Annotated in this window: 18 protein-coding genes; 3 read left to right on the forward strand and 15 right to left on the reverse strand. The window is 73.0% G+C overall.

Features of this window, described 5'->3' with window-relative positions; all coding sequences use genetic code 11:
• Nucleotides 1-5: 5 nt before the first annotated feature.
• From AB0L75_RS02155 to AB0L75_RS02165, 3 genes are all read left to right on the forward strand, one after another.
• Complete coding sequence (locus AB0L75_RS02155) at nt 6-821, forward strand: carbohydrate ABC transporter permease (protein WP_365174863.1); 816 nt, start codon at nt 6-8, stop codon at nt 819-821.
• A gap of 12 nt (nt 822-833) precedes the next feature.
• On the forward strand, nt 834-3,716 hold the full coding sequence (locus AB0L75_RS02160; RefSeq protein ID WP_365174071.1) for a glycoside hydrolase family 2 TIM barrel-domain containing protein: 2,883 nt from the start codon (nt 834-836) through the stop codon (nt 3,714-3,716).
• 70 nt (nt 3,717-3,786) lie between these two features.
• Nucleotides 3,787-5,103, forward strand: coding sequence for a jacalin-like lectin (locus AB0L75_RS02165; protein ID WP_365174073.1), 1,317 nt, complete (start codon nt 3,787-3,789; stop codon nt 5,101-5,103).
• Between the two features lie 61 nt (nt 5,104-5,164).
• Here AB0L75_RS02165 and AB0L75_RS02170 read toward each other — a convergent pair whose 3' ends face one another.
• From AB0L75_RS02170 to AB0L75_RS02240, 15 genes are all read right to left on the reverse strand, one after another.
• Nucleotides 5,165-5,308: a surface protein gene (locus AB0L75_RS02170; protein WP_365174076.1), complete on the reverse strand. Its 144-nt coding sequence runs from the start codon at nt 5,306-5,308 to the stop codon at nt 5,165-5,167.
• Between the two features lie 15 nt (nt 5,309-5,323).
• The gene (locus AB0L75_RS02175) at nt 5,324-6,370 is read right to left on the reverse strand and encodes a hypothetical protein (RefSeq protein WP_365174078.1); all 1,047 of its coding nucleotides are present in this window, start codon (nt 6,368-6,370) and stop codon (nt 5,324-5,326) included.
• 56 nt (nt 6,371-6,426) lie between these two features.
• A complete protein-coding gene (locus tag AB0L75_RS02180; RefSeq protein ID WP_365174081.1) occupies nt 6,427-7,203 on the reverse strand; it encodes a thioesterase domain-containing protein in 777 nt (258 codons plus the stop codon).
• Nucleotides 7,200-8,306 carry an alpha/beta hydrolase gene (locus tag AB0L75_RS02185; protein WP_365174083.1) on the reverse strand — a complete coding sequence of 369 codons (1,107 nt, stop codon included), beginning with the start codon at nt 8,304-8,306 and terminating at the stop codon, nt 7,200-7,202. Before AB0L75_RS02185 ends, AB0L75_RS02180 begins: the two co-directional genes overlap by 4 nt.
• Nucleotides 8,303-9,178: a 4'-phosphopantetheinyl transferase superfamily protein gene (locus AB0L75_RS02190; protein WP_365174085.1), complete on the reverse strand. Its 876-nt coding sequence runs from the start codon at nt 9,176-9,178 to the stop codon at nt 8,303-8,305. The genes AB0L75_RS02185 and AB0L75_RS02190 overlap by 4 nt, the downstream gene beginning before the upstream one ends.
• Complete coding sequence (locus AB0L75_RS02195; RefSeq protein ID WP_365174087.1) at nt 9,105-9,944, reverse strand: 2-oxo acid dehydrogenase subunit E2; 840 nt, start codon at nt 9,942-9,944, stop codon at nt 9,105-9,107. The genes AB0L75_RS02190 and AB0L75_RS02195 overlap by 74 nt, the downstream gene beginning before the upstream one ends.
• Nucleotides 9,941-10,177 carry an acyl carrier protein gene (locus tag AB0L75_RS02200; protein WP_365174089.1) on the reverse strand — a complete coding sequence of 79 codons (237 nt, stop codon included), beginning with the start codon at nt 10,175-10,177 and terminating at the stop codon, nt 9,941-9,943. Before AB0L75_RS02200 ends, AB0L75_RS02195 begins: the two co-directional genes overlap by 4 nt.
• An 11-nt stretch (nt 10,178-10,188) precedes the next feature.
• Nucleotides 10,189-12,156, reverse strand: coding sequence for an HAD-IIIC family phosphatase (locus tag AB0L75_RS02205; protein ID WP_365174091.1), 1,968 nt, complete (start codon nt 12,154-12,156; stop codon nt 10,189-10,191).
• Nucleotides 12,157-12,161: 5 nt separating this feature from the next.
• A complete protein-coding gene (locus AB0L75_RS02210; protein ID WP_365174093.1) occupies nt 12,162-13,193 on the reverse strand; it encodes a 3-oxoacyl-ACP synthase III family protein in 1,032 nt (343 codons plus the stop codon).
• Nucleotides 13,194-13,263: 70 nt separating this feature from the next.
• Complete coding sequence (locus AB0L75_RS02215) at nt 13,264-16,221, reverse strand: type I polyketide synthase (RefSeq protein ID WP_365174095.1); 2,958 nt, start codon at nt 16,219-16,221, stop codon at nt 13,264-13,266.
• A complete protein-coding gene (locus AB0L75_RS02220) occupies nt 16,218-16,523 on the reverse strand; it encodes an acyl carrier protein (RefSeq protein WP_365174097.1) in 306 nt (101 codons plus the stop codon). The genes AB0L75_RS02215 and AB0L75_RS02220 overlap by 4 nt, the downstream gene beginning before the upstream one ends.
• Before the next feature lie 64 nt (nt 16,524-16,587).
• Nucleotides 16,588-18,324, reverse strand: a complete 1,737-nt coding sequence (locus tag AB0L75_RS02225) for an acyl-CoA dehydrogenase (RefSeq protein ID WP_365174099.1) — start codon at nt 18,322-18,324, stop codon at nt 16,588-16,590.
• Between the two features lie 73 nt (nt 18,325-18,397).
• Complete coding sequence (locus AB0L75_RS02230) at nt 18,398-20,164, reverse strand: fatty acyl-AMP ligase (RefSeq protein WP_365174101.1); 1,767 nt, start codon at nt 20,162-20,164, stop codon at nt 18,398-18,400.
• Nucleotides 20,165-20,302: 138 nt separating this feature from the next.
• Entirely contained in the window at nt 20,303-21,283 is a 981-nt protein-coding gene (locus tag AB0L75_RS02235) for an alpha/beta fold hydrolase (protein ID WP_365174103.1), read from the reverse strand.
• Nucleotides 21,280-21,780, reverse strand: a complete 501-nt coding sequence (locus tag AB0L75_RS02240) for a WhiB family transcriptional regulator (RefSeq protein ID WP_365174105.1) — start codon at nt 21,778-21,780, stop codon at nt 21,280-21,282. Before AB0L75_RS02240 ends, AB0L75_RS02235 begins: the two co-directional genes overlap by 4 nt.
• Between the last annotated feature and the right edge of the window lie 200 nt (nt 21,781-21,980).

The raw sequence follows: 21,980 nt of genomic DNA on the forward strand, positions 1-21,980 counted from the left end.
AAGTGATGGGCAGCACCGGCCTCTACATCGCAAGCGGTGTCGCCGCCTTCCTCTTCCTGATCCCGTTCTACGTGCTGCTCCGCAACGCCCTGTCCACCGACGCCCGGATCACCGGGGAGCACTGGGAGCTGTTCCCCACGCACCTGCAGTGGGGGAACATCGGCGAGCTGTTCGACGACCCCTCGGTACCGTTCGCCCGGTCGCTGCTGAACTCCCTGGTCGTCGCCGTCTCCATGACCGTCGGCATCCTCGTCGTGTGCTCGCTCGCGGGCTACGCCCTGGCCCGCATCCCGTACCGCCACGCCAACAAGATCTTCTACGTCGTCCTGGGCACCCTGATGGTCCCGACCTCGGTGACCTTCGTGCCCAGCTTCGTGCTGGTGTCGTCCCTCGGCTGGGTGGACAGCTACCGGGGTCTGATCATTCCCGGGCTGTTCAGCGGTTTCACGTGTTTCCTGTTCAGGCAGTACTTCCTCGGGTTCCCCAGGGAGCTGGAGGAGGCGGCACGGGTGGACGGTCTCGGTCACTGGGGCGCGTACTGGCGGGTGGTCGTCCCCAACTCGCTGAACTTCTTCGCGGCGATCGCGACGATCACGTTCATCAACGGCTGGAACGCCTTCCTGTGGCCGCTGGTCATCGGGCAGGATCCGAACTCGTGGACCGTCCAGGTCGCGCTCTCCTCGTACCTCACCAACCAGACCGTCGTCTTCCACCAGATCTTCATGGCGGCCGCCATTTCCATCGTGCCGCTGCTGTTCGTGTTCCTCTTCCTCCAGCGCTGGCTGGTGCAGGGGATCGCGCAGACCGGTATCAAGGGCTGAGCTAGGAGACCGATGTCTTTCCGCACCCACACCGCCACCGATTACGTCGAGGACGTCTCGCCGGGCTCCGGGGCGCTGCCACCGCGCGCCTGGTACGCGTCCTCGGACGCCGCGTCCCTGTCCCTCAACGGAAACTGGCGTTTCCGGCTGTCGCCGACGGCCGGCGCCGAGGACGACTCCTTCGCCGAGGAGGGGTACGACGCCGGTGGCTGGGCGCGGATCCCGGTCCCCGGCCACTGGGTCCTGCAGGGGCACGGCTCCCCGATCTACACCAACCATCTGTACCCGTTCCCGGTCGACCCGCCGCGGGTGCCGACCGAGAACCCGACCGGCGACCATCTGCGCGTGTTCGACCTGCCCGAGGACTGGCCGGACCTCGCCGAGGGCGGTGCCAGCCTGCGCTTCGACGGGGTGGAGTCCTGTGCCCGGGTGTGGCTGAACGGCACCGACCTCGGTGAGTTCAAGGGTTCCCGGCTGCCGCACGAGTTCGCGGTCGGCCATCTGCTGAAGACGGCCGGCAATGTGCTGGCGGTCCGGGTGCACCAGTGGTCGGCCGGTTCCTATCTGGAGGACCAGGACCAGTGGTGGCTGCCGGGGATCTTCCGCGATGTCACCCTGCTGCACCGCCCGGCGGGCGCCGCCCTCGACTTCTTCGTGCACGCCTCCTACGACCATCGCGCCGGCACCGGCACCCTGCGCGTCGACTCCGACGTGGACGGCCGGGTGACCGTTGCCGAACTCGGCCTCGACATCGCGACCGGCGACAGCGTGACCGTGCCGGTCGAACCGTGGTCGGCGGAGGCGCCGCGGCTGTACGCGGGCACGCTCGCCACCGAGGGCGAGCGGGTTCCGCTGCGCATCGGTTTCCGTACCGTGGAGCTGTCGGACGGCCTGCTCAGGGTCAACGGCAGGCCGGTGCTGTTCAAGGGCGTCAACCGGCACGAATGGCATCCGGAGACGGGCCGCGCGCTGGACCTCGCCACCATGCGCGAGGACGTGCTGCTGATGAAGCGGCACAACGTCAACGCCGTCCGCACCTCCCACTACCCGCCGCACCCCGCCTTCCTCGACCTGTGCGACGAGTTCGGCCTGTGGGTGATCGACGAGTGCGACCTGGAGACCCACGGCTTCACCGAGCAGGGCTGGCGGGACAACCCCGTCGACGACGACCGCTGGACCCCGGCCCTGCTCGACCGGGCGTCCCGCATGGTCGAACGGGACAAGAACCACCCGTCGGTCGTCATCTGGTCGCTCGGCAACGAGGCCGGCACCGGCCGGGGCCTGACCGCGATGGCCGAGTGGATCAAGGGCCGGGACTCCTCCCGCCTCGTCCACTACGAGGGCGACCCCACCTGCCGTGACACCGACCTGTACTCCCGGATGTACGCCGACCACGCCGAGGTCCAGCGGATCGGCCGCGGCCTGGACGGCGGCTCACTCAAGCGCAGGCAACTTCCCTTCATCCTCTGCGAGTTCGCGCACGCCATGGGCAACGGTCCCGGCGGCCTCGCCGACTACCAGCGGCTGTTCGAGTCGTACGGGCGGCTGCAGGGCGGGTTCGTCTGGGAGTGGATCGACCACGGCATCGCGCATCCGGAGCTGGGCTACGCCTACGGCGGCGACTTCGGCGAGGAGCTGCACGACGGCAACTTCGTCTGCGACGGCCTGCTCTTCCCCGACCGGCGGCCCTCCCCCGGCCTGGTGGAGTACAAGAAGGTGATCGAACCGGTCGGCATCGCGGGCGACGCCGGGGACGGCACGGTCCGGATCACCAACAAGCAGGACTTCGCCGGCCTGTCGGCGCTGGTGTTCTCGTGGGCGTACGAGGTCGAGGGGGAGCCGGTGGAGTCCGGCGTGCTGTCGGTGCCGGCGCTGGGGCCCGGCGAGTCCGCCGAGGTCAAGCTGCCCGCGCCGCCGGCCGGGGCGCCGGCCGGCGAGGCCCACTGGACGGTCCGGGCGGCGCTCGCCGAGGACGCCCCGTGGGCGCCGAAGGGCCATGTCGTGGCCTGGGGCCAGGTCGCGGCGTCGCAGCGGCGGGTGCCGCCGGTCGCGGCGACCGCCCGGCCGGTGTCCGGCGACGGGCTGATCACGCTCGGCCCCGGTACCTTCGACGCCCGCACCGGCGCCCTGACGGCCGTCGGCGGCGTGCCTGTCACAGGGCTCGGCCTGGATGTGTGGCGGGCGACCACCGACAACGACGACGGCGCCCCGTGGCAGCCCGACCTGCGCTACGGCCTGCTGTGGCGGACGCTCGGCCTGCACCGGATGCGGCACCGGCTGGACGCGGTGGAGACCGGCGAGCACGCCCTGACGGTCCGCACGCGCGTGGCACCGGCCGCCCGGGAGCTGGGGCTGTCGGCCGTGTACCGCTGGACGTCGGACGGAAACCGTCTGCGGCTGACCGTGTCCACCGTCCCGGAGGGTGACTGGACCGTTCCGCTGCCCCGGCTCGGCATCCGCTTCGGCCTGCCCGCCGCCGACGGTGTGCGGTGGTTCGGCGGCGGTCCCGGCGAGGCGTATCCGGACACCAGGACGGCGTCGGCGGTGGGCCGCTGGCAGTCGACCGTGGACGACATGCAGACGCCCTACGTCCGCCCGCAGGAGAACGGTGCCCGTATCGACGTCCGCTGGGCGGAGCTGGGCGGCCTGCGCATCGAGGGCGACCCGGAGTTCTGCCTGACCGCCCGCCGCTGGACCACCGAGCAGCTGGACGCCGCCACGCACCTCACCGACCTCACCCCCGGGAACGCCGTGTGGGTCAACCTCGACCACGGCCAGCACGGCATCGGCTCCCAGTCCTGCGGTCCGGGCCCGCTGCCCCAGTACCACCTGCGGGCCGAACCGGCGGAGTTCTCCCTCGTGTTCTCCGCCGCCCCCCTCGGCGTCATGCATTAATGTTGAACAATTTTCTCAACTACCCTTCAAAAACAGGCTAGTTGACATGAACATGGGTCGCATGCGACCCATGAGAAGACCCCTCGGTGCCCTCGCGGCCGGTGCGCTGGCCCTCGCCGGGCTCACCCTGTCCGCCGGGCCGGCGCAGGCCGCCGGCCCGGGCACCTTCAACGTGCTGACGTACAACGTGGCAGGCCTGCCGGAAGGCCTCAGCTCCAGCCATCCGGCGGCCGACACCCCGCTGATCTCACCGCGGCTGGCGGGCTACGACATCGTCAACGTCCAGGAGGACTTCAACTACCACGCGGCGCTGTATGCGGACGACAACCACCCCTACCGCACGGCGACCAGCGGCGGCGCGGGCATCGGCGACGGCCTCAACACCCTGTCGCGCTACCCCTTCGAGGACTTCGAGCGGGTGAAGTGGAACGACTGCACGGGCACCAACTGCCTGACGCCGAAGGGCTTCACCCTGGCCCGGGTGCGCCTGGCGGAAGGCGTCTACATCGACCTGTACAACCTCCACCCCAACGCCGACGACACCGACGACGCGCTCGCCGCACGCCGCGCCAACATCACGCAGCTGTCCCAGTTCATCCAGGCCAACTCGGCCGGCAACGCGGTGATCGTCATGGGCGACACCAACACCCGCTACACCCGGACCGCCGACAACATCCGCACCCTCGTCGACGGCAACCACCTCACCGACGCATGGGTACAGCTGGTCAAGGGCGGCACGGCCCCCACGCAGGGCGCCGACCCGCTGCTCTGCCCGACCTCGGCGCCGACCAATGACTGCGAGGTCGTCGACAAGGTTCTCTACCGCGGCAGCGCTCTCCTCTCGCTCACCGCGACCCGCTACAACGACGAGTGGGCGAATTTCCTCGACTCCAGCGGCGGAAGCCTCTCCGACCACTTTCCGCACACCGTCGGCTTCTCCTACACGCTCAACCCCCGTCTGCGGGCGAGCGACTTCTTCGGCGGCCCGCACGGTACGGCGTTCGACGACGCCGGCGACCTCCCCGCCGCCCTCTCCCCGCGCACCCTCACCCTGCGCTGCGGCGCCCGGCTGGACGCGGTGTCCCTCACCCACGACGACGGCACGGTCCTCGGCCACGGCGGCACGGGCGGTACGGCCGCCTCCCTCACCCTCGCCGCCGGTGAACACCTCACCTCGGTTTCACTGACTGAGGGTCAGAAGGACGGCCGTACCCGGATCTTCTCGGCGGCGTTCACCACGGACAAGGGCCACACGCTCTCGGCCGGTACGGCGACCTCGGACTCCGCCACCTTCACCGCGCCGTCCGGCTGGCAGATCGTCGGCTTCACCGGCCGCGCGGGCGACGAGATCGACAAGCTCGGCGTCCTCTACGCGCCGATCGGCTGAACGGACATCCGCCCGGACGGCCTTGTGCACACCGTCCGGGCGGAGCCGGAGGAGCAGCCGGTCAGTCGATGCCGCGGCAGATGTGGGCCTCGGCCGGGTCGTGGTCGTCCTCGCCCGCGAGGAGCGCCGGCGGCGGGGCCTCGGCCGCGTCGCCAGGACGGGGTGTGGGCGTCGTACGGGTGTCGTACGGCAGTGTGTGGTGCACCGGTGCTCCCTCCCCTCAGGACGCCGGTCGTGCCGCCGGGGCCTGCCGCAGCCGCCATGCGAGCAGGGCGATCAGCGTGCCGGCCGCCGCCCAGGCCGTCAGGACGAGCAGGGACGAGCCCACCGGGGCCTCGTGGAGGTAGGCCAGTCGGCGTACGGCCTGCACCTCGGCGGCGCCGGGCATCGCCGGGGACAGCGCGCGGTAGAAGGAGGGGAGGAAGGCGCGCGGTACCGGGCCGCCCGAGGTCGCGATGCCCAGCTGGAGCAGCACCAGGGTGGACAGGGGGAACGCGAGCATGCCCAGCAGCCGGTGCAGGGCGGCCACCGTGGCCACCGTCGCGAAGGACAGCAGCGCAGCCACCCCGGCGACCTGCCACAGGCGGCCCGGGAAGGCGCCGAGGACCAGGTCCGCCACGCTCGCGGCGATCACTGCGGCCACCGCCGAGAAGACGGCCGAGGCCGCAAGCCAGGTCCAGCGGCCGAGCGTGGGCAGCCGTAGCGCGAACAGGCCCTGGAAGACCAGGCCCGCCAGGCTGAGCGCCACCATGAGGGTGAACGCGATCAGCCCGTGCCGGTCGCCGCTGGGCAGCGGGCCGGCGTCGGTCACCTTCAGCGGCACATGCCCCTGGGCCGCGGCCTTCTGGCCGACGGTGGTCACCAGCTGCCTGACCGCGTCGCCCGAGGCGCCCGTGACCAGCACCTCGTCCCCGTGGACGCCGAGTGCGAGGACCCCCTGCACGTCCTGCTTCTCCAGCGCCCGGCGGGCCCCCGCCGGATCGGTGTACGTCCTGACGTCGAGCGCGCCGGGCTGGGCGGCCGACAGCCGGCCCGCGGCCTGCGCGGCGACGGGAGCGGGGGCGACCACGGCGAGCGGTACGTCGTGCGGCTCGGGCGCGCTCATCGACGCGCCGACGATCCACACGAACAGGCCCACGACCGCGAGCGCGGCCAGGGCGACACCGCTCAGCCCGCGCAGCGGGGGGACGGTGCGGGGGCCGGCGGCGGGGGCGGGCGTGGGGTCCGGCGCGGTCGGCGCCGGGGTGGTGGTGGAGGTGGATGACATGGAGTACCTCGGTTCCGGCCGGGTGGGGCCCGGCCTGGGTCGCGGAAGGGGGCGGCTCAGCGCGCCGCCCGCACCGGGTCCGGGCCGTGCGGCAGCCGGGCCCGGATCGCCCAGGTGAGGGCGGTGAAGAAGGCGGAGGGGTGGTCCTTGGCGAAGAAGTGGCCGCCGGGCAGCGACTCCGCGCGGAAGGACACGGAGGTGTGGCGCTGCCAGGCGAGCACCTTGTCCACGTCGACGAGCAGGTCGTCCTGCCCGGCGAGGGCGTGGATGGGCACCGGCAGCGGCTCGGGCGGGGCGGGGCGGTGGTCGGCGCAGACCGCGAGGTCGTCCCGGACGATGGGCAGCAGCACCTCCAGCCACTCGGGCCTGTCGGCGAGTTCGGCGGGCAGCCCGCCGAGGCCGAGCAGCAGGGTGGTCAGCTCGGCGTCGGCCAGGCCCGGCGGCAGGTTCAGGGCGTGGCCCAGGTGGGGCGCGGGGAAGCCGCCGACGATGAGGAGTTCGGGCAGGCGGGCGCCGGCCGGGAGTCGGGCGGTGATCTCGTGCGCGAGCAGGGTGCCCATGCTGTGGCCGTAGAACAGGTACGGCTCGTCCAGCAGGCCGTCGAGCGCTGCGGAGACCTCCTCGACCAGCGGGTCGAGCCGGGTGTGGCGGGGCTCGCGGATCCGGCCCTCGCGGCCCGGCAGCTGCACGGGCACGATCTCGATACCGGGCCCGAGCAGGTCCGGCCAGCCGCGGAAGGCGCCCGCGCTGCCGCCCGCGTGGTGGAAGCAGAACAGGCGCAGCGGTGCCTCGCCGGTGGGCGGGTGCGGCAGGCAGGGGTTCGGCTCGGTCATGTCCCGCTCCCCTGCAGCGAGCCCACCGTCGGCGTGGCATCTGTTGGTTGACGGTCCGTCAGGCGCAGGACGGCACGGGCGAGGGCGGCGCGGACCTCGTCGACATGGCCCGGCGAGCCGTGCACGTCGTCGAACTCGACCAGTTCCAGCTCGGACACGTGCCGGGCGAGGAGCTCGGCGTCCGCGCCGGGAATGATCTCGTCGCGCAGACTGCGCACATAGGTCACGGGGATGTCCAGGGCGCGCAGTTCGTCCTCGGTGAGCGCCCAGTCGTGCAGGTGCTCGCGCAGCTGGGGACGGCGTACGCCGGTGAGCCGGGCCAGGGTGTCCAGGGTGAGGTCGGGGATGCGCGGCCACCACGCCGGGTCGGTGAAGAACGCGGCGACGGGGGCGCCGACCGTGACGATGCCGCGGACCGCGGGATTCTGGGCGGCGTGCCGCAGCGCCAGGTGACCGCTGAAGCTGAGCGCGACCAGGACGGCGCGGGAGGTGTCGGCGCGGCCGTCGAGGGCGGCGAGGACGGCGCCGTACAGATGGTGGCTGTCGCGGCGGTAGGGCATGGTGTTCTCGCCGACGCCGGGCATCTCGGCGACGACCACGGCGAGCTGGGCCTGTTCGGCGAGGAGCAGGAACGGCGACCACTGCTCCTTGACGCTGACGATGCCTCCGGTGACCACGACCACCGGGCGGGCCGGGTCGGTGTCCAGGCCGGCGGTGTAGCAGCGGACGGTGCCGGCCGGGGTGCGTACGTCGAGGCGGCCGACGCCGGGCAGGGCGGAGCGCCAGCGGTCGAAGACCTCCTGGCCCCGGGTACGGGCCCGGTGCCGGGCGAGGCTGTCGGGGTAGGGGAAGCTCGCGAGGATGTAACGGGCGACGGCGCCGGGCAGGTCGCCGGCGCGTTCACGGGCCTCGGCGGCGGCCGTCCACTCCCCGGCCCAGCTGCCGGGACCGCCGCTGCCGTCGTCGCGCTCGATGCGGGCGCGCACGCCGACCGCGTCCTCGGCGTCCAGGCCGAGGGCGCGGGCGTGCAGCAGCACGAAGTTCTTCAGTTCCGTCAGATCGTGCGCTGGTGGGGTATGCGGGATGTGCGGATCGTGGGTCACCGGGGTGTCTCCTTGCCGGGATCGTCGTCGGGGGGCGCTGCCGCCTCCGGCTGTTCGGCCAGGGCGCTGGTGAGGGCGACGACCAGGTCGCGGTCGAGCATGGTGGCCGCGGCCGGGTCCTCGAGCCGGCCGAAGCCGGCGTTCTCCACCACCGCGCTGGCGCAGTAGCCCTCAGGCAGCGCGAAGGTGCGCAGGGTCCACTCCTCGCCGCCGCGCCCGCCGTCGGGGCGCAGCACCCGGCCGTCGGCCGGGTCGGTGGCGAAGCCGAACTGGGTGAAGCGGAACCGCATGCCCTGTCCGATGGCCTTGCTGTAGGCCTCCTTCAGGGTCCACAGCCGGACCAGTTCGGCGTTGCGCCGCTGCTCGGGCAGCCGGGCCAGTTGCTTCAGCTCGTGCGGGGTGCAGATCTGCCGGCCGAGACCGGGGCCGTACAGGGGCCGGTCGGAGCGCTCCACGTCCACGCCGATCAGGCCCCGGGTGGTCATGCCGACGAGCAGGATGTCGTCGGTGTGGCTGAGGCTGAGGTCGATCTGGTCGAAGCCGCGCAGATACGGCCGCCCCGAGGGGCCGTAGGCGAGTTCGATGTCCTCCGGAGCCAGCCGCAGGGCCACCGCCGCCGCCTGCTTCAGCAGGGCGCGGGAGGCGACGAACTGGCGGCGCAGCCCCGGATGGCCGAAGGACAGATAGCGGTCCCAGTCGCGGCCGAGCAGCCGGCGCAGACCGGTCTCGTCCCGCTCGTCCCGTCGCCACGCATCGGCCGGCGCGTACAGCACCGCCGTGCCCAGCCGGGCGAGGTCGTCATGGACGACGCTCCAGGACCGGGGGGATCCGATCCGTACCGGCCGCGGGATGGTCGGCGGAGGTGCCGTCATGAAAGCCCTCCAGACTGGCTTTGATGTCTGCCAGGAGGTCGGCGGCGAGTGCGCCGTCGATCACCCGGTGGTCGAAGGTGAGGTTCAGCCGCATGACCGGGGCGACGGTCAGCCGTCCGCCCTTCACCCACGGACGCTCGCGCATCCGGCCCATGTTGAGGGTGACGGCGGTGCCGCCGGCGCCGGCGAAGGAGTCGACGGGCCGGTGACCGAGACAGCTGACCGAGAAGGTGCCGAGGACCCGGCGGCGGCCCGCCGGCCGGCTGAGCAGCCGGCGGAAGAGCAGTCGGCCCACCGGTGCGGGCAGCCGGTTGATCCTGCGGACGCCCGCGAACGGCGGGAAGTGCTCGGCGTCGCCGTCGCGGTGCCGGTCGACGACCCGCTGGATCTGCTCCAGCGTCAGGCGTTCGGCGTCCTGGACGAGGGCCGAGAACACCGCGCGCCGGCCCTGGTAGGTCTTGTCGAGGGCGACCTTGGCGGTGGTGCCCTCGTACTGGGCGAGGCGCGGCGCGAGGCGGCCGGTGAGGGCCGCGTTGGCCTCGGGATGGGCGGCCACCGCGCGGGCACCCGCCCACACCACATAGCTGACCAGTGAGAACCGGTGGCCCGCGGCGCGGGCGGCGGCCCGGTGCCCGGCCACGGCGCTCATGTCGATCTCGGTGTCGATCAGGACCGGGCGCTGCCGGGCGAAGGCGTACTCCAGGAAGTACAGGGTGTGCCGGCGCTGGCGTTCCGGGACGAGGCGCTGGACGGCACCGGTGCTCATCCGGTCACCGCCAGAGCGAAGATCTCCGCGAGGCAGCGGGCCTCCAGGACCCGGGTGACCGGCAGTCGTACGGCGGTCTCGCGTTCGATGGCGGTGACGAGCTTGAGCAGATGCACGGAGTCCCAGCCGCGCAATCGGTCGAAGGGGGTGTCGAGTTCGTCGGCCTCGACGGGGAAGCCGACGAGGTCGCGCAGGATCAGCAGGTAGTCGTCCTGGGTGGTGAGGGTGGCCATGGGTGCAGTCCCTAGTGGAAGGCGCCGGTGAGGTCGGCGGTCAGGTCGACGTGGGCGGGCGCGGGGGCGATGGTGGTGAGGTCGTGCCGGAAGCGGAGTTCGTCCTCGTCCCCGCCGAAGGTCGCGAAACCGTGGTCGGGGTAGAAGGCGCGCATCCGGTGGTTCTTCTTGGTGGGCCGGTACGTGCCGTGCACGGCGGGCACCCCCGTCGCGCGGGCCGCCTCCAGCAGGGCGGCGAGGCAGGCCTGTTCGATGCCGCGGGCGAAGACCCGGCAGGAGAGCAGGATGTTGTCCAGGTGCAGTCCGTCGTCCGCGTGATGGGCGAAGACCGCGCCGACCAGGCCGTTGTCGCCGAACCGGTCGGCGGAGCGGATGGCGAGGACCAGCCGGCCGGGATCGGCGAGCTGCTCGCGCACCTGCTCCGGCCGCAGTCGTACGGTGGTGAGGTTGAACTGGTTCGTGCGCTGGGTGAGTTGGGAGACCCGGGCGATCTCCAGCGGGGCCGGCGCGGAGAAGGTGACGGTGACGCCGAGGTTCGTCAGGTACTCCTCGGCGGAGCCGGAGGCCTCCTGCAGGTCGCGGCGGGCGGCGTCACTGCGGTACTGGGCGCCGCGGCCGCGGTCGGCGTCGGTGACCTCCCGTACGTCGAACCAGCCGTCGGCGAGCAGCTTGTCGATGTGCAGGGCGGGTTCGTCGTCGAGGCCGATCACGGCGGCGCCGGGCACGCTGGTCCGGACCAGGCCGCATTCGAAGGGGTTGTCGTCGGCGAAGACGAAGCTGTCCGCGCCGAGGTTGAGGCGTTCGGCGAGGGCGAGCAGATTGCCGTCCTTGGGCCGCCAGTTGGCGGTGATGTGCACGAAGTCGTCCTCGCGCAGCACCATGTCGGGGTGGTCACGGACCACCGACAGCACCGGCTCCAGGTCGTTCTTGCTGCACACGGCGAGCAGGACACCCTGGGCGCCGATCTGTTTGATCACCTTCTGGAACTCTCCGAAGGCCTCGCCGCGGAAGCTGCCGGCGGCGGCGATGCCCTCGGGGCCGTCGTCGCCGAGGATGCCGTCCCACAGGGTGCCGTCGGCGTCCAGGACGAGGACCTTCTTGGTACGGCCGGTGAGCGCGCGGGCGAGGTGGCCGATCTCGACGGCGTAGCCGGCCAGGGTCTCGTCGGACAGGCGGGCCTTGGCGTAACTGCTCAGCCGGGGATCGGCGGCGGGGCCGCCGGCGGCGAGCAGCGGGTCGAGGTCGACGGCGAGGACGTTCGGGTGGGTCTCCCCCAGCCGCAGCAGGCCCGCGTTGAACTCCCGCCACGCGATGCACAGCCGGGTGCGTGAGCGCAGGTCGACCAGACGGCGCAGGAAACGGGGCAGCAGCGGAAGGGTGTTGAGGACGAGGGTGCCGGTGCCGTGGGCGGCGTAGGTGCCGGCGAGTGAGTCGAGCAGCCTGAGCCGGGCGGTGAGGGCGGCCTCGGCGTCCTCCACCCGCCAGGGCACCGGCAGGTCGTCGAAGACGGTTTCCGCGTCCAGCACGCACAGCACCAGGTCGGTGCCGTCCTGGTAGACCTCGCTCTTCGGGTCGCCGAGGTCGCGCACCCAGCCGTCGTAGTCGGACAGGCGGTGACGCAACATCAGTCCGTGCCGGGCGAGTTCAGCGGTGAGCGGGGCGACCAGCCCGGCCAGGGTGGAGTGGCCGGTGATCGCCACGGTCAAGGCAGGCGTCTGCGGATGCAGACGCAGCACCTCCTCGGCGTCCAGCCGGGCCAGCAGCTGTCCGACCGAGCCGCGGGCGGCCGCGTCGAGGCCCGGCAGCAGCGCGAGGACCTGCGGATAGCGCTCGACCAGCCGGGCCTCGGCGTGCCAGCCGCGGATCGCGGCGAGCGCGCCGGCACCGTCGAGCGGCACGGTGTCCGGCTTCGTGTCCGGGGTGGCGTCCGGGTTGGTGTCCGGTCCGGTTCGTACGGTGCGTTCCGTGATCTCCGTCATGGTGGTCAGACCTTCTCCAGGGCGTAGCCCGACTTGATCCACTTGCTGGACTCGATGGCCACGCCGATCGCCTTCTGACCGGTCTCGATGCGGTCCAGGAGCCGGGCCATCTGCATGAACGGAAGTGCGTTGCTGGTGTTGCCGGTGTCGGCGACGCAGGACACCTCGGCCGCGGCGGGGACGTCCATGTGCGCGACGATCTTCTCGGTCATCCGCGCGGACAGCTGCGGGGGCAGCAGGAAGTCGAGGTCGTCGTCGCTCCAGCCCTGCGCGTCGAGCAGCTCCCACAGGGTCTCGGAGGCCATCACCGGGACGGCCTGCTCGATGGACTTGTAGTCCTCGCGGATGGGCTGCCGGTCCGAGGTGCGGTCGGCGACGCCGAACCACTCGACGGTCTGCCCCGGTTCCCGGCCCAGGCCGGTGAGCAGGTTGAGCACGCGGTGCAGGGCGAGCCGGGCACCGGTCGGTTCGGCGGTCAGGACGGCGGCCCCCGCACCGTCGCCGAAGAGCACGAAGTTGACCAGTTCGGAGGCCGGCATGCGGCTGAAGTCCTGGTCCAGCGGCAGGTGTTTGGCGCACACGTCGCCGCCGAGCACCAGTCCGGCCTTGTGCCCGCCGCCGGTGACAAGGGTGCGGCCGAGGTCGAGGGCCTGCACGGCGCCGGCGCAGCCCGACTGCAGCTGATAGGTGGGCAGATGGTCCAGGCCGAGCCGGTCGGCGACCAGGTTGACGGTGGCGGGCATCAGGGCGTCCGGGGTGGCGGTGCCCAGGACGAGGAAGCCGATGTCGTCGGGGTCCACGCCGGAGGCGGCCAGTGCCCGGTGGCCGGCCAGCGCGGCCAGTTCGGCGAGGGTCTGGCGGGGGGTGCCGGTGTCGAGGTCGACGGCGAAGTGCCGGGTGCGGGTGCCGATGAACACCTCGATCCAGTCCGGGTCGATGCCGAAGCGGGCGGCGAGGTCCTGGTTGTCGACGGGGTCGCCGGGCAGGGCGGTGCCGATCGAGGCGATGTACGCCTGCGGATCGTCGGTCACGGACATGGGCTGCCTTTCAGACTTTGAGGCTTTTCGGGTGGCAAAGGGGCAAGGGGGTCGACGGGTGGGATCGAGGTCAGGCGGCCGTGGCGGCCGTGTGCTCGCGCAGGAACTCGATGAGGGCGCCCACCGACGACAGATGGGGCAGCAGCTCCTGCACGGACAGCTCCGCGCTCTCCGGCAGGCCCGCCTCGACCCGCGCCTTGAGCTGCATGATCGTCACGGAGTCGAAGCCGAGGTCCTCGTACAGCCGGGCGCGCAGGGCGATCTCGCCCATCGCGTAGCCGCCGGTCTCGGCGATGGCGCCGAGCACCGCGTCGGCGACCCGCTCCCCCGTGGTGCCGGCCGGACGGCCGTCGACGACGGTCTCTCCCTGTGCCGGGGCGGAGGTGACGGACGTGATCGCGGGACCGGCCGCCCCGGTGGTTCTGAACCAGTAGCGGTGGGCGGTGGCGAACTCGTACGGGCGCAGCCGCTGGAAGCTGCGTTCCTCCTCCTCGTACAGGTCCTCCCAGCGGGGGGTGAGCCCGGCGCGGAAGAGGGCCGCGGTGGTCTCGGCGAGTTCGTGGCCGCCGGCCGCCTCCCCGGCGCCCGGGCTGAGGCAGAGCAGGTCGTCGGCGAGCCGCAGCTTGCGCACCAGCGGCGTGAGCACGGGCTTCGGTCCGATCTCCACCAGCAGCCGCGGTCCGTCCTTGACCAGTTCGGTGACGGCCTCGGCGAACCTGACCGGGTCGCTGACGTGCCGGGTCCAGTAGCCGCCGTCCAGCGGTTCGCCGTCCAGGGCCCGGCCGAGCACGGTCGAGTAGAACGGGCGGTGCGGCGGGCGGGGCCGGCAGGCGGAGGCGATCCGGTTGAACTCGGCGAGCATGGGCCGCATCAGCGAGGAGTGGAAGGCGTGCGAGACACGCAGCGCGGTGGCGTCGACGCCGCGCCGGCGCAGCGCGCGCCCGATCCGCTTCAGCGCCTCCAGTTCGCCGGAGTACACGGTGGCCTCGGGTCCGTTGAGCACGGCCACGTCCACTGCGGGCTCGGCCGCGACGAGTTCGGCGAGGTCGTCGGCGGCGGCGCGGACCGCGAGCATGCCGCCGCCCTCGGGCAGCTTCTGCATGAGGCTGCCGCGGGCCGCGACCAGCCAGGCCGCCTCGTCCAGGGACAGCGCCCCGGCGGTCACGGCGGCGGCGAACTCGCCGATGCTGTGACCGAGTACGGCGTCCGGCTCGATGCCGAGGCCGCCCAGGGTGCGGGCCATGGCGTAGCCGACGGCGAACAGCGCGGGCTGGGCGTTCTCGGTGCGGTGGATCGCCTCGTCGGAGGAGAGCAGCAGATCGCGCACCGAGCGGCCGACGTGCGGCAGCAGGGCGTCGTCGGCGTCGTCCAGGTGGCGCCGGTAGGCGGCCGAGTCCCGGTACAGCGCCTTGGTCATGCCGGGGAACTGGGCGCCCTGCCCGGTGAAGAGGAAGGCGACCTGGTGACGGCCCTCGGGGTGGCCGGTGAGCGCGGCGCGTTCCTCGGCGTCGCGGACGGCGGCGCCCAGCCGGTCCACCAGCTCGGAGGTCGTGCGGGCCGTGACCGCGAACCGGTACGGCAGGGTCGTACGGACCTTGTTGCTGCTCCAGGCCAGCGGGGCCAGGGGTTCCTGGGCGCGGCGGGAGAGGTTCTCGGCCTGGGCGCGGATGTTGCGCAGCAGCCCGTCGGGGTTGTTGGCGCTGAGCGTGAACACCACCGGCCGGGGCCTGCCGTCGGCGGCGAGCGGGCGGCGGGCGCGCACGGGCGAGGTCTCCAGTACGACATGGGCGTTGGTGCCGCCCATGCCGAAGCTGCTGAGCCCGGCGTACTGGGTGCCGGAGGCCAGCCTGAGCGGCGACTTCAGCAGTTTCAGACCGAGTCCGGCGAGGTCGAGGCGGCGGTTCTCGCGGGCGGCGAAGGGGCTCGCGGGCACGATCCGGTGGTGCAGCGCGAGGGCCGTCTTGATCAGTCCGGCGATACCGGCGGCGGCCTCGGTGTGCCCGATGTTGCCCTTGACCGAGCCTATCGCGCACGGCTTGGTACGGCCCTGTCCGTAGATCTGGCCGAGCGCCTTGGACTCGATCATGTCGCCGAGCGCGGTGCCGGTGCCGTGCGCCTCGATGAACGCGACCTGCTGGGCCTCGACTCCGGCCCGGCGCAGCGCCTGGGCGAGGACCTCCTCCTGGGCCCAGCGGCTGGGCGCGGTCAGCCCGTTGCTGCGGCCGTCCTGGTTGACGGCGGTGCCCCGGATGACGGCGTAGATCTGCTGCCCGTCGGCGAGTGCGTCCTCAAGGCGGCGCAGGACGACGGCGCCGACGCCGTCCCCGCGGCCGATGCCGTCGGCGTCGGCGCTGAACGGCTTGCAGCGGCCGTCGGGGGCGGAGAGCCCGGCGGCGGTGTAGAAGATGCCGAGGGCGGGGGTGAGCTGGAGGTTGACGCCGCCGGCGACCGCGGTGTCCACCTCGCCGGACAGCAGGGCGTTGACCGCGAGGTGCACGGCGACGAGCGAGGACGAGCAGGCGGTGTCCACCGCGAGGCTCGGGCCCTTGAGGTTGAGGTGGTACGACACCCGGTTGGCGATCATGCAGTAGCCGTTTCCGGGGCCGCTCTGGGCGGTGATGTGGTCGTACTGCGCCAGGTGCAGCTGGCCCCACTCGCCGGCCATGACACCGGTGTAGACACCGGTTGCGGAATCGGCGAGCTGGTGCGGGGGCTGGCCCGCGTCCTCCAGGGCCCGCCAGACGGTCTGCAGGAACAGCCGCTGCTGCGGGTCCATCGCGCCCGCCTCCTTGGGCGAGACCGCGAAGAACTCGTGGTCGAAGGCGTCGGCGTCACCGACGAAGCCGCCCCGGGTGGTGTTGGTACGGCCCGGTCCGCCCTCGGGGTCGTGGAAGTCGGCGGCGTTCCAGCGGTCCGGCGGGACCTCGCCGCCGCCGTCCCCGGCCCGCATCAGCAGGTCCCAGAAGGCGGCCGGGCCGGGGGCGCCGGGGAAGCGGCAGTCGAGGCCGACGATGGCGACGGCGTTCATCGAACGGCACTCCCCGGCAGGCCGGCGGTCACTGGCGCCAGTTGGGGCACCAGCCCGGCGAGGTGGTCGGCGAGTTCCTCGATCGTCGGGTAGTCCCAGGCGACGGTCGGGTCGAGGACGATGCCGAACTCGTCCTCGACATCGCCGCACAGGCTGAGCGCGACGACCGAGTCCAGGCCGTAGGTGGCCAGCGGCACCTGGGCGCCGATGTCGGCGGGGGCCTGGCGCAGATAGACCGCCATGCGTTCGGTGAGCCACCCGCGCAGGTGGACGACGGTGGGATCGGTGGCGGCAGGAATCATGGAAGGGGCTCCTCGGAAAAGGCAGGAAAAGGCAGGCAGAGTCCGGAAAACGGGTGTGCGGAGGTCAGCCGGGCACGGGGGTCGCGTAGAGGTCGAAGGTGCGCTGCTCGGCGCCGCGCCGCAGCAGTTCGTCGCCGAGCCGGTCCGCCCGGGGTCCGGGCGGGTCGGGGACGGCGCGGCCGAGCCGGTGGGCGATACGGGTGAGCGCGGCCCGGGCCCAGGCGGGGTCCCCGAGGAACGGGTCGTCGCTCTCGGTGTGCACCGCGACGACCGCGGCCGCGGCGAGCAGCAGCGCATACCGGTCGGCCAGCGCCGGTCCGCCCCGCGGGGCCTTGGGGTCGAGGGCCCGGCAGGCCTCGCCGAGCGCGCGGAACTCGGCGAGCAGCACCTGCCCGGCCGGGCCGAGTTCGGCCCCGCGGGCCCGGGTGAGCCAGCCGCTGACGGTCTCGTGGGGCGCGGTCAGGCTCAGCAGGCCGGCCGCGGCCGGCGGGGGCAGATCGGCGCCGGGCCGGAACAGCGGGGCGGGCGCCGGTTCGTCGCGCAGCCAGGACCGGTTCGCCAGATGCCGCAGCTGCGGGATGACGATGGCCTGGCAGGCGGCGGTGCCGGCATGCCCGAGACCCACCACGGGCAGGTCACGGACCGCCTTCTGGAAGAAACCGGCTTCGCCCGTGCGCTCGAAGCGGCGGGCGCCGAGCACGCTGGACAGGTCGTGCAGGGCCTGGTCGAGCACCCGGGGCACCAGGTACTTGGCGCAGGCGGCCAGCACGCTGGTCTGCTCCGGCAGCAGGTGCAGGGCACGGGTGGCAGCCAGCGCCAGCGCGTCGCACAGCAGCAGGTCGGCGAAGGCACCGGCCAGCACCGGCCGGGGGCGTTCGCCGGGTGCCTCGCGCAGCGCATGCCGTACGGCGGTGCGCAGCGCGGTGTCCGCGACGCCGATCAGCGCCGAGGCGGCGACCCCGCGTACGGCCTGGAAGGAGCGCAGGGTCAGCCGGACGCCGTCGCCCTCCGCACCGATCAGGCAGTCCTCGTCGACCGGGCACTCGCGCAGATCGAGTCCGGCGACATGACAGGAGCGGACGCCGTGGGTGTGCTGCCGGGGCAGCTCCCGGGCCCGGTCCGGGTCGAGGCCGGCGCGGGTGACCAGCAGCAGCGAGTAGTTGCGGGTGCCGGGTCCGTCGGCGGTACGGCAGATGAGGGTGAGGGCGTCGGCGCGGGCGCCGTTGAAGACGGCGTGCTTGCGGCCGGAGAGCAGATAGCCGCCGCGGACCCGGTGGGCCCGGTACTCCTCGCGCAACAGGTCGTTGCTGTGCGCGACTTCGTGGTAGGCGTTGGTCATCCAGCCGCCGTCCAGCAGCAGCCGGGCGGTGCGCCGCTGCTGCGGGGCGTCGCCGGCGGTCCACACATGGGTCGCGGCCATGTACGACATCAGGCCGTGGCCGACGCCGAGGGAGGCGTCCCGGCGGAAGACATGGCGCAGGATGCGGGCGAACCCGTCGGCGCGGGCGAACCGGCCGCCGAGGTGGTCCGGCACCAGATCGGCGGTCAGCTCCGCCCGTTCCAGCGCCCGCAGCCCCGGCCACGGCACGGCCCGCCGGGCATCGGCCTCCAGCAGCGCCGCGTGCCCGGTGGGGTTGTGCGGATCCCAGGGGTCCCCGAAGGCCTCCTCGATCCGCCGGATCCGCTCCCGCACGGCCAGTTCACCGGGGTGGGGGCGGTCACCGCCCGCGGGCCGGGGCGCCGGCCGGGAGACCGGCGGGGCCGGGGCGGGCCGCACCGGGGTGTTCCGCACCGTGTCCATCGAGGTTCGTCCTTCTCTCGGTGAGGGGCTTCGGGCGCGCCCCGAAGGGGCGCGGGGCTGTGCCGATGTCCGGCTAGGCCACTGCGGCGGGCAGCTCTCGGCCGATCAGGCGGGCCACCTCAGGGGTGAGCACCTCCTGGACCGCGGTGATCTCGCCCGCGCAGAACAGCTGCTTCATCAGGGCGCGCTGGATCTTGCCGCTGGTGGTCTTGCGGACGGTGCCGGGCCGCACCAGCAGGACTCCGCCGACGGGGACGTCGAACTCGCGGGACACCCCCCACTGGACGGTCTGCACCAGCGCCTCCAGGTCGGTGCCCGCCACGTCGCGGGGCCGTACCTCCTGGAGCACCACCGCCACGTCCCGACCGTCGGCCTCCACGGTGAACACCGAGCCGGGCCCGGTGGCGAGCGCGGGCAGCAGCGACTGGACGGCCTGTTCGATGTCCTGCGGATAGACGTTGCGGCCCTGGAAGATGAGCAGTTCCTTGCGCCGCCCGGTGACGTACAGCTCGCCGTCGTCGAGGACACCGAGGTCCCCGGTGCGCAGGAACGGTCCTTCGCCGTCGCCGGTGAGCGCGCCGAAGATCTCCTGGTTGACCTCCTCGCGACGCCAGTAGCCCCGGGCCACGCTCGCGCCGCGCAGCCAAATCTCGCCGACCCGGCCCTCGGGCAGCACCTCACGGGTCTCGGGGTGGACGATGCGCAGGTCGAAGCCGTACGGCCGGCCGCAGCTGACCACCGTGCGGCTGGTCTCGCCGGGCGCGGCGTCGGCCAGTTCGTCGCGTTCCAGCCGCTCGGCCGAGGCCGACCGCACGCGCGGGGCGACACCGGGCGCGGAGCCGGTGACGCCGAGCGTGGCCTCGGCCATGCCGTAACCGGGGTGGATGGCCCCCGCGCGGAAGCCGGCCGCCGCGAACCGCTCGGCGAACTCCCGTATGGAGGAGGCCCGGATCGGCTCCGCGCCGTTGACGGCGGCCTTCCAGCAGGACAGGTCCAGGGTGGCGAGCTGCTCGTCGGTGATGCGGCGGGTGCACAGGTCGTAGGCGAAGTTGGGGCCGCCGCAGACGGTGATCCGGTGGCGGCTGATCATCTCCAGCCAGCGCAGGGGGCGCTTGAGGAAGGAGACCGGGGCCATCTGGAAGAGGGTGGTGCCGAGGTACTGGGCGTGCAGGATGAACCCGATCAGCCCCATGTCGTGGAAGTACGGCAGCCAGGACCCGAGCCGGTCCTCGGGGCCGGTGCCCAGCACCACGCTGAGCACCTCCTCGTTGGCCAGCAGGTTGCTGTGGGAGACCATCACGCCCTTGGGCTCGCTGGTGGAGCCGGAGGTGTACTGCAGGAAGGCGAGGTCGTCCGGTTCGATCTCGGGGGCCCGCCACGCCTTCGGGTCGCCGTACCCGGGCTCGTCCGTCACCAGGCACTCGACCTCGCCGAGGCCCTCGCTCTCCAGCCAGTCGGTGACCTCCTCGGCGCTGGCCCGGTCGGTGAGCACGGTGCGCACGCCGGCGTCCCGGACGATGCCGGTGACCCGGGAGAAGGCCTGGCCGTGGCCGCCGGGCAGCGGGGAGGGCACGGCGACGGCGCCGGCGTAGAGGCAGCCGGTGAAGGCCTTGGTGAAGGCGAGCCCGTGGTCGTAGAGCATGAGGACCCGCTCGCCCTGCAGGCCGCGGCCTTGCAGCCAGGAGGCCAACCGCCGTGCCTCGGTGTCGAGTTCGCGGTAGGTGAGGTGCTCGGGCCGGACGTCGGCGCCGTCGTCGTGCAGGAACACGTACGCGTCCTGGTCGGGGTGCTGCCGGACCCGGTCGAGGACCAGGTCGGTGAAGTTGGTGAAGGCGGGCACGGTTGTTCCCCTCGTGGATGTCTCGGGGCCTGCGGGCTGCCCCTGGATCTGCGTCGATGCTGCGCCGGGCGGCTTCAGGGCCGCTTCACGCGGCGGCGGGCGGGCCATACAGCGTGTGCGGGTCATACGGCGTGCGGGTCATACGGCGTGCGGGAGGGCCGGTGGGGCGGCGGAGGTGCTGCGCGGGTGCGGGCGGCGGGCGCGGAGCATGGTGCGCCACTCCTCGGCGCTGTACCGGGCCGGCTCGGTGTGCGCGATGAAGTCCTTCAGCAGGGCGAGGAAGTGCTGCGGGTCGTTGCGGAACGGGAAGTGCCCCGCACCGTCGAAGATCTCCAGCCTGCTGCCCGGCATGGCCATGTGGGCGAGGCCCGCGTGGATCGCCGGCACCACCTCGTCGTTCCGGCCCCACACGAGCATCGTCGGCATGCCGCGGGCCAGATAGCAGCGGTCCATCAGGGTGCCGACCTGGCCCCGCCAGTCGACCACCGAGCGCAGGGTGCGCACGAAGGCCTGCCGGGACGGACCGTCCGGCAACGCCTCGATGACCCTGAGCAGTTCGGGCGCGTCCTGGGCGAGACCGTCGCCGAGCAGCCGGGCGAGCCGCACCAGCAGCCCGAGCGGCAGCCGCATGCCGGGCAACTGGAGGGCGGCGAGGGCGAGTTCGGCGCCCGGTACGGTGGCGGCCCGGAGCAGCGGGGTGACCTGGCGGCCGACTCCGCCGGTGCCGACGAGGACCAGGCGCTCGCAGCGTTCCGGGTACTGGTAGGCGAACTGCATGGCGACGCCGCCACCCAGGGAGTGGCCGACCAGGGTGACCCGTTCGATACCGAGGACGGTGAGCAGGTCGCGCATGCTGTTGGCGAATCCGGCCACCGAGTAGTCGGCGCGCGGCTTGTCCGAGGCGCCGTGCCCGGTGAGGTCGGGGGCGATGATCCGGTGGTCGCGAGCCAGCCCGGGCAGGACGTCGGCCCAGGTGTCGGAGGTGTCGCCGATGCCGTGGATCAGCAGGACCGCCGGGCCGCGGCCGGCCATGCGGAAGGCGATGCGGTGGCCGTGGATCACCCGGTGGCGGGTACGCAGTTCCGAGACGCGCCGGGGCACGGGAGCCGGGCCGCTCATGCGGCATCGCGCATCCGGTCCAGCTGCCGGACCGTCTCGCGGGCCTGCCGCACCACGTGCGGGCTGACCCCGACGGCACCGGCGGCGCGCTCCTCGCTCCAGCCGTGGCCGAGCAGGGCGAGCGCGACGGCGGGTCGCTCGGCGTTGCGCACCCGGGCCGGGCGGCCGGCGAGCAGCTCCCCGGCCGCGCGGGCGGCGCGGGACAGCGGCCCCTGTGCACGGGCCAGTTGGTGCAGTTCGCGGCGCTCGGCGGCGGTCAGTCCCGCCCAGATGCCCTCGGTGTCCCCGAGCCGCAGGGCCTCGCGCAGACAGGCGCGGCGCACCGGGCAGCCGGCGCAGACCGCCTTGGCACGCCGTACCTGCTGCGCGGCGGCGAAGCCCTCGCCTACGGGGAAGAACAACTCCGGGTCCAGCCCGCGGCAGGGCGCCTGCGCGAACAGATCGGCGCCGGGGCGGGGGTCGGGGGCGGCGGAGAGTGTGGTGTGGTCGGTGGTCATCTTCAGGTCACCTTCGTGGTCCCGGTGTCTCGGTTCACTGTCCGGTGGGCGCTGTCCGGTGGGCGCTGTCCGGTCGGGCGCTGTCCGGTGGGGCGGTCAACCGCGATGCGGTGCGCCGCCCGCCGCAGGGACGGGCGACCGGTCGGACACGCTGCCGGGGGCTGCTTCAGACCGGCTTCATCGCGGGAGACGAGGAGAGG

Source organism: Streptomyces sp. NPDC052101, from assembly GCF_040680235.1.
In the GTDB taxonomy this organism is placed as follows: domain Bacteria; phylum Actinomycetota; class Actinomycetes; order Streptomycetales; family Streptomycetaceae; genus Streptomyces.

What these genes read in the sequence shown, in the direction of transcription:
- AB0L75_RS02175 (WP_365174078.1), bottom strand. Translation starts at nt 6,370, where the DNA reads ATGTCATCCACCTCCACCACCACCCCGGCGCCGACCGCGCCGGACCCC.
- AB0L75_RS02225 (WP_365174099.1), bottom strand. Translation starts at nt 18,324, where the DNA reads ATGGACACGGTGCGGAACACCCCGGTGCGGCCCGCCCCGGCCCCGCCG.
- AB0L75_RS02195 (WP_365174087.1), bottom strand. Translation starts at nt 9,944, where the DNA reads ATGAGCACCGGTGCCGTCCAGCGCCTCGTCCCGGAACGCCAGCGCCGG.
- AB0L75_RS02205 (WP_365174091.1), bottom strand. Translation starts at nt 12,156, where the DNA reads ATGACGGAGATCACGGAACGCACCGTACGAACCGGACCGGACACCAAC.
- AB0L75_RS02200 (WP_365174089.1), bottom strand. Translation starts at nt 10,177, where the DNA reads ATGGCCACCCTCACCACCCAGGACGACTACCTGCTGATCCTGCGCGAC.
- AB0L75_RS02235 (WP_365174103.1), bottom strand. Translation starts at nt 21,283, where the DNA reads ATGAGCGGCCCGGCTCCCGTGCCCCGGCGCGTCTCGGAACTGCGTACC.
- AB0L75_RS02220 (WP_365174097.1), bottom strand. Translation starts at nt 16,523, where the DNA reads ATGATTCCTGCCGCCACCGATCCCACCGTCGTCCACCTGCGCGGGTGG.
- AB0L75_RS02215 (WP_365174095.1), bottom strand. Translation starts at nt 16,221, where the DNA reads ATGAACGCCGTCGCCATCGTCGGCCTCGACTGCCGCTTCCCCGGCGCC.
- AB0L75_RS02165 (WP_365174073.1), top strand. Translation starts at nt 3,787, where the DNA reads ATGAGAAGACCCCTCGGTGCCCTCGCGGCCGGTGCGCTGGCCCTCGCC.
- AB0L75_RS02210 (WP_365174093.1), bottom strand. Translation starts at nt 13,193, where the DNA reads ATGTCCGTGACCGACGATCCGCAGGCGTACATCGCCTCGATCGGCACC.
- AB0L75_RS02240 (WP_365174105.1), bottom strand. Translation starts at nt 21,780, where the DNA reads ATGACCACCGACCACACCACACTCTCCGCCGCCCCCGACCCCCGCCCC.
- AB0L75_RS02190 (WP_365174085.1), bottom strand. Translation starts at nt 9,178, where the DNA reads ATGACGGCACCTCCGCCGACCATCCCGCGGCCGGTACGGATCGGATCC.
- AB0L75_RS02180 (WP_365174081.1), bottom strand. Translation starts at nt 7,203, where the DNA reads ATGACCGAGCCGAACCCCTGCCTGCCGCACCCGCCCACCGGCGAGGCA.
- AB0L75_RS02160 (WP_365174071.1), top strand. Translation starts at nt 834, where the DNA reads ATGTCTTTCCGCACCCACACCGCCACCGATTACGTCGAGGACGTCTCG.
- AB0L75_RS02155 (WP_365174863.1), top strand. Translation starts at nt 6, where the DNA reads ATGGGCAGCACCGGCCTCTACATCGCAAGCGGTGTCGCCGCCTTCCTC.